5 protein-coding genes are annotated in these 4,589 nt (G+C 24.4%); 4 read left to right on the top strand and 1 reads right to left on the bottom strand.

The window, feature by feature from the left end:
- Positions 1-311: 311 nt before the first annotated feature.
- The 4 genes from CP960_RS13315 (at position 312) to CP960_RS13300 (ending at position 4,185) form a co-directional block, all read left to right on the top strand.
- A complete protein-coding gene (locus CP960_RS13315; RefSeq protein WP_101185952.1) occupies positions 312-1,115 on the top strand; it encodes a response regulator transcription factor in 804 nt (267 codons plus the stop codon).
- A 2-nt stretch (positions 1,116-1,117) separates the two neighbouring features.
- Positions 1,118-2,719, top strand: coding sequence for a diguanylate cyclase (locus tag CP960_RS13310; protein ID WP_101185951.1), 1,602 nt, complete (start codon positions 1,118-1,120; stop codon positions 2,717-2,719).
- A gap of 93 nt (positions 2,720-2,812) precedes the next feature.
- Entirely contained in the window at positions 2,813-3,178 is a 366-nt protein-coding gene (gene dksA, locus CP960_RS13305) for an RNA polymerase-binding protein DksA (protein WP_101185950.1), read from the top strand.
- 5 nt (positions 3,179-3,183) lie between these two features.
- Positions 3,184-4,185, top strand: a complete 1,002-nt coding sequence (locus CP960_RS13300; protein WP_101185949.1) for a tRNA pseudouridine(13) synthase TruD — start codon at positions 3,184-3,186, stop codon at positions 4,183-4,185.
- On the opposite strand, the gene CP960_RS13840 is transcribed toward CP960_RS13300, so the two are convergent.
- Positions 4,175-4,589, bottom strand: a 415-nt coding sequence (locus CP960_RS13840) for a hypothetical protein (RefSeq protein WP_101185948.1), incomplete at its 5' end; no start/stop codon positions are given. The genes CP960_RS13300 and CP960_RS13840 overlap by 11 nt on opposite strands.

Raw genomic sequence — 4,589 nt, 5'->3', positions numbered from 1 at the left:
TGCAGGTTTCACTTGTGGAAACGTAGGCCTCTGCCAGCTCTTGAGTCTTTTTAAGCCCTTATCTATTTTAACTTTTTACAGTTATCTTAGTTATGGGCTCTTTTTTTGCCTTTTTTTTACCCGTTTTTTCCCCTTTATCCTACCTTTTACTCTTTATTCTTCTTTATTTCTTTTATTTATTACATTTTCCCATTTTATTTTATTATAATTAGTAGACTTAATTTTTAATAAGTTATAATAAAAAATATATGATTTGGTGGTTAAGCTTTTATAAAAGTAAACTAAAGGGAAGAGAAGAAGGATATTAGATTATGAACAATGAACTGTTAAAAGAGTTAGTAGTACTTTATGTGGAAGATCAGCTTGATGCTCAAGAAGAGTTAAAACATGTGTTTGATAGAACATTTAAGAAAACTATTATCGCAAATAATGGGGATGAAGGTTTAAAGAAGTTCATAACACATAAAAAAAGAAATTATAATATTGATATAATTGTAACAGATATAAATATGCCAAAATTAAATGGTATTGATATGATTAAAGAAGTTAAAAAATATGACGATAATGTTAAGTTTGTATTAACTACTGCGTATACTGACCCTGAGTATCTTTTAGAATCAATTGAACTTGGAGTAACGGCATATATTACAAAACCTATAAATATAATGCAACTATTAGAAAAAATTGAATATGCATATAAGCAAAAAATAGATAAAGATATGTTGCAATCTTTAGTAAATAGAATGAAACAACATAATATAAAAGAGATTGATGAATTTTTTGAAGTATTAGATAATGAAACTAAAGATGATGATTCAGCAGAGAATATATACTTATCAGATGGGTTTTCATATAGTTTCAAAAATAAAGTACTTATAAAAGATGGTAAATATATATCATTAGTAAATCAAGAAATTATGTTATTGGAATATTTTATTAAGAATTCAAATAAGATTTTATCTTATGATGAGTTATTAGAAGCAATTTCAATAAATGAGCATGGAAATACAAGTTTAAATAATTTAAGAACAGTAATAAAATCACTTAGAAAAAAATCATCAAAAGAGTTAATAAAGAACTTATCAGGTGTAGGTTATAAGTTGATTTTAGAGTAGTTATGCAAAATAGATATCTGGAGTATTTTAATCAAAGTCCTACACTGTTTATTAAATTTAAGGATAGTGGAAATAAAATAGATTATATTACAAATAATGTTAAAACTCTTCTTGGGTACAGCGTAGAGGAGAGTTTAAGTGATGATTTTCATTTCTCAAAATTAATTCATAAAAGTGATTTAAAAGCTTTAAATAATGAAATAAAAAGACTAAATATTTGTAATGAAATAGAGTTATCAGCTTATAGAATACTTACTAAAAATAGCAATTATATATGGGTTAAAGAGATTAGAAAAAAGTTCTATGATAGCAAAGCTAATAAAGAGCATATATGCTCTTATATAACTAATGTCACAAAAGAGATAAACTTAAAAAAGAATTTATTTTATACAAATAAAGTTATTAAAACAGTTTATGATAATTCAGTTCATCTAATAGCATTGCTTAAACCAAATGGCACTGTAATAAAAGCTAATAAAACAGCCTTAGAATTTATAAATAAGCAAGAAAAAGATGTAACAAGAAAGAAATTTTGGCAAACAGAATGGTGGAGTGAAGAGCAAAGAACTTCTATTAAGAAAGAGGTTAAAAAAGCAAGTCAAGGAAGACTTGTAAATAATGAAAAGTTACTTTTTAATAAGTATCATATTGAGTTTACTATAAAACCTGTATATGATGAAAATAGAGTAATTTATTTAGTTTGTGAAGGAAAAGATATTACGCAAGCTAAAAAGAAAGAGAAAAAAATTACTCACTACAATGAAATAATTAACAAACAACTAATAAGTATTACTGATAAAAATGGAGTAATTAAAGAGTGTAGTGATGCTTTTTGTGAATTGACTGGATATTCAAAGAGTGAATTAGTTGGAAATAGACATAATATTTTACGAGACCCTTCAAGTGATGATGAAAAATATAAGAGACTTTGGGAAACAATAACTTTAAATAAAACATGGAGAGGTAAACTTAAAAATAGAACAAAAGATGGAAAAGTAGTCTGGGTGGAGAATACTATTACACCAAATTGTGATGAAAATGGAGATATTGAAACTTTTACAGCAATTTATAATAATATTACTAATAATAAAAAAATAAAAGAAAAACTAATTACAGATGAGTTAACTCAAATTTTTAATAGAAGACATTTTAATAAAATTTTCAAAAAATATTGTAAAAAATTTAAAAAATATGAAGAGCCTTTTGTATTAATGATTATAGATATAGATTATTTTAAGCAGTTCAATGATAATTATGGTCATTTAAGAGGTGATGAAGTTTTAAAAACCGTTGCTCAAACTATTAAATCAAATCTTAGAAAATGTGATTATGTGTTTAGAATAGGTGGGGAAGAGTTTGCTGTACTTGTTAGTTTAAATAAGCAAAATGTATCTAAAATTATTGCGCAAAAACTAAAGAATGCAATATATGAACTTAATATAGAGCATGAGTATAGCTTTTATAAAAGAATAACTATAAGTATTGGAATAAATGATATAAATAAAAAGCCTTTACTTAAAAAAAGAACGCAACTATTTAATGAAGCTGACAAAGCACTTTATAGAGCAAAAAATAGTGGTAGAAATAGAGTTTATACTTTTTAGTTAATACTTAATTTTAAATTAATTCATATATTAAAAAGTGATAATATATATTAAACATTATATAATAGTTCTATATAAGTTAAGGAGGCTATCATGCCAAATACAAAACAGATAAACGAATTAAGAGTTATATTACTTGACCGAAAAGAAAAACTTCTAAAAAGCATTTTAGGTAGTCGTGAAAATATCGATTTACTAAAAGATCAAGATATTAAAGATGACCTTGATTATGCTGAAGTTGTATCGGATTCATTTACCGAAGGTATGATTGCTAATCATCACGCAAAAGAGCTTGCTGAAATTGAACTATCTTTGAAAAAAATTGAAGATAGAAGTTATGGTATATGTGATATGTGTGGTGTTGTAATTCCTTTAGGCAGGCTAAAAGCTAAACCATATGCAAAGTATTGTACAGAGTGTAGAACAGTTTTTGAAGCTGAAGAAGCTAAGTCTAAGTAATTTTTATGATTAAAAGAGTTTTTTTACAAAATCATAAAAGTTTAGATTTTGAGTTTTATCAAAATGAGTATGACTTTATAGTAGAAGAGATACCTATAGTTTTTTCTTTAAAAGGAAATTTTTTAGTACTTAAAATAAAAAAAAGAAATTTAGGTACTTGGGATTTGATAGATTTAATCTCAAACTTTTTACATATAAATAGAAATGAAATAGGTTATGCTGGGTTGAAAGATAAGAATGCAACAACAACCCAGTATATTTCTATTCCTAAAAAATACTCCAAAGAGATAAAAAAGTTTCATCATAAAAAAATTGAGATATTAAAAACATATTTACATAATGAAAAATTAAATATTGGTGATTTAAAAGGCAATAAGTTTAGAATAAATTTAAAAAAAGTTGATTTTAATACTTTAATTACAATCCAAAATTGTATTAAATTAATTGATAAAATAGGTATGCCTAACTATTTTGGTTTTCAAAGATTTGGTAAAGATATTGAGCAGAATCTTTTAAAAGCAAAACAGTTAGTATCTGGCGAACTACATATAAAAGATAGAAAATTGGAAAAAATGCTTATTTCTGCATATCAAAGTGCATTTTTTAATGCATGGTTAGTAAAAAGAGTAAGTTTACATAAAAATAAGTTTCTACTTTTAGATGGAGATATTTTTCATGATTTAAAAAATAATAGATTTTTTACTGCAAAAAATATTAGTGAACAAAATATTACAGCATTTGAAAATAAACAGATAAGTTTTACAGGACTACTTCCTGGAAGAAAAGTATTTAGAAGTATAAGTAAAGCAAAACAAATAGAAGAGAATTTTGATGATAGTTCAATTTATGAAAAAGGATACAGAAGGGATGCTATAGTTTTTCCTAAGATAGAAGATATTAAGTATAATAAGGCTAAAAATGAGTGCTTATTGACTTTTATTTTACCTAAAGGCTCATATGCAACTGTATTTATTGAAAACATTGCAAATAAAAACTTTAACTCTTAAAAGAGTTTTTCTCTAACTCTTTTAAGAAGTTAACTAAAATAGTTGAAAAATCTCTATTTACAGTAGTAATAAAACTATAAGGAGTATTCTTTTTTAGTTTAGTTTTCTTCTCATAAAAATATTTTTTTGTTTTTTTATTTGTATTGTTAACTATTTCAAAACTAATACTTAATATTGAGTAGGCATTATTATTTTCTATTTTATTATAAATTTCAAAAAGTTTTGTATTAAGTGTAAAATCACTATTAGTATCATTTGTAGTAATTTTATTAAAAAGATTACTCTTTTCAAAAGCTAGTTGTAGTTCTTGCTTAATCATATTAGAAGGAAGATTACTCCAACTGTTTTTTATGTAATTTTTTAGTTGATACTTTTTATTGCTGTAAAAAATAGCACTTTTGTTA

Origin of the sequence: Malaciobacter halophilus (assembly GCF_002837275.1) — a bacterium.
Classification (GTDB): Bacteria; Campylobacterota; Campylobacteria; order Campylobacterales; family Arcobacteraceae; genus Malaciobacter; species Malaciobacter halophilus.
This window is presented reverse-complemented; position numbering and strand designations above follow the sequence as displayed.

Excerpts from the sequence above, each read along its gene's own strand:
- CP960_RS13315 (WP_101185952.1), top strand. The coding sequence starts at position 312 with ATGAACAATGAACTGTTAAAAGAGTTAGTAGTACTTTATGTGGAAGAT.
- CP960_RS13310 (WP_101185951.1), top strand. The coding sequence starts at position 1,118 with ATGCAAAATAGATATCTGGAGTATTTTAATCAAAGTCCTACACTGTTT.
- dksA (WP_101185950.1), top strand. The coding sequence starts at position 2,813 with ATGCCAAATACAAAACAGATAAACGAATTAAGAGTTATATTACTTGAC.
- CP960_RS13300 (WP_101185949.1), top strand. The coding sequence starts at position 3,184 with ATGATTAAAAGAGTTTTTTTACAAAATCATAAAAGTTTAGATTTTGAG.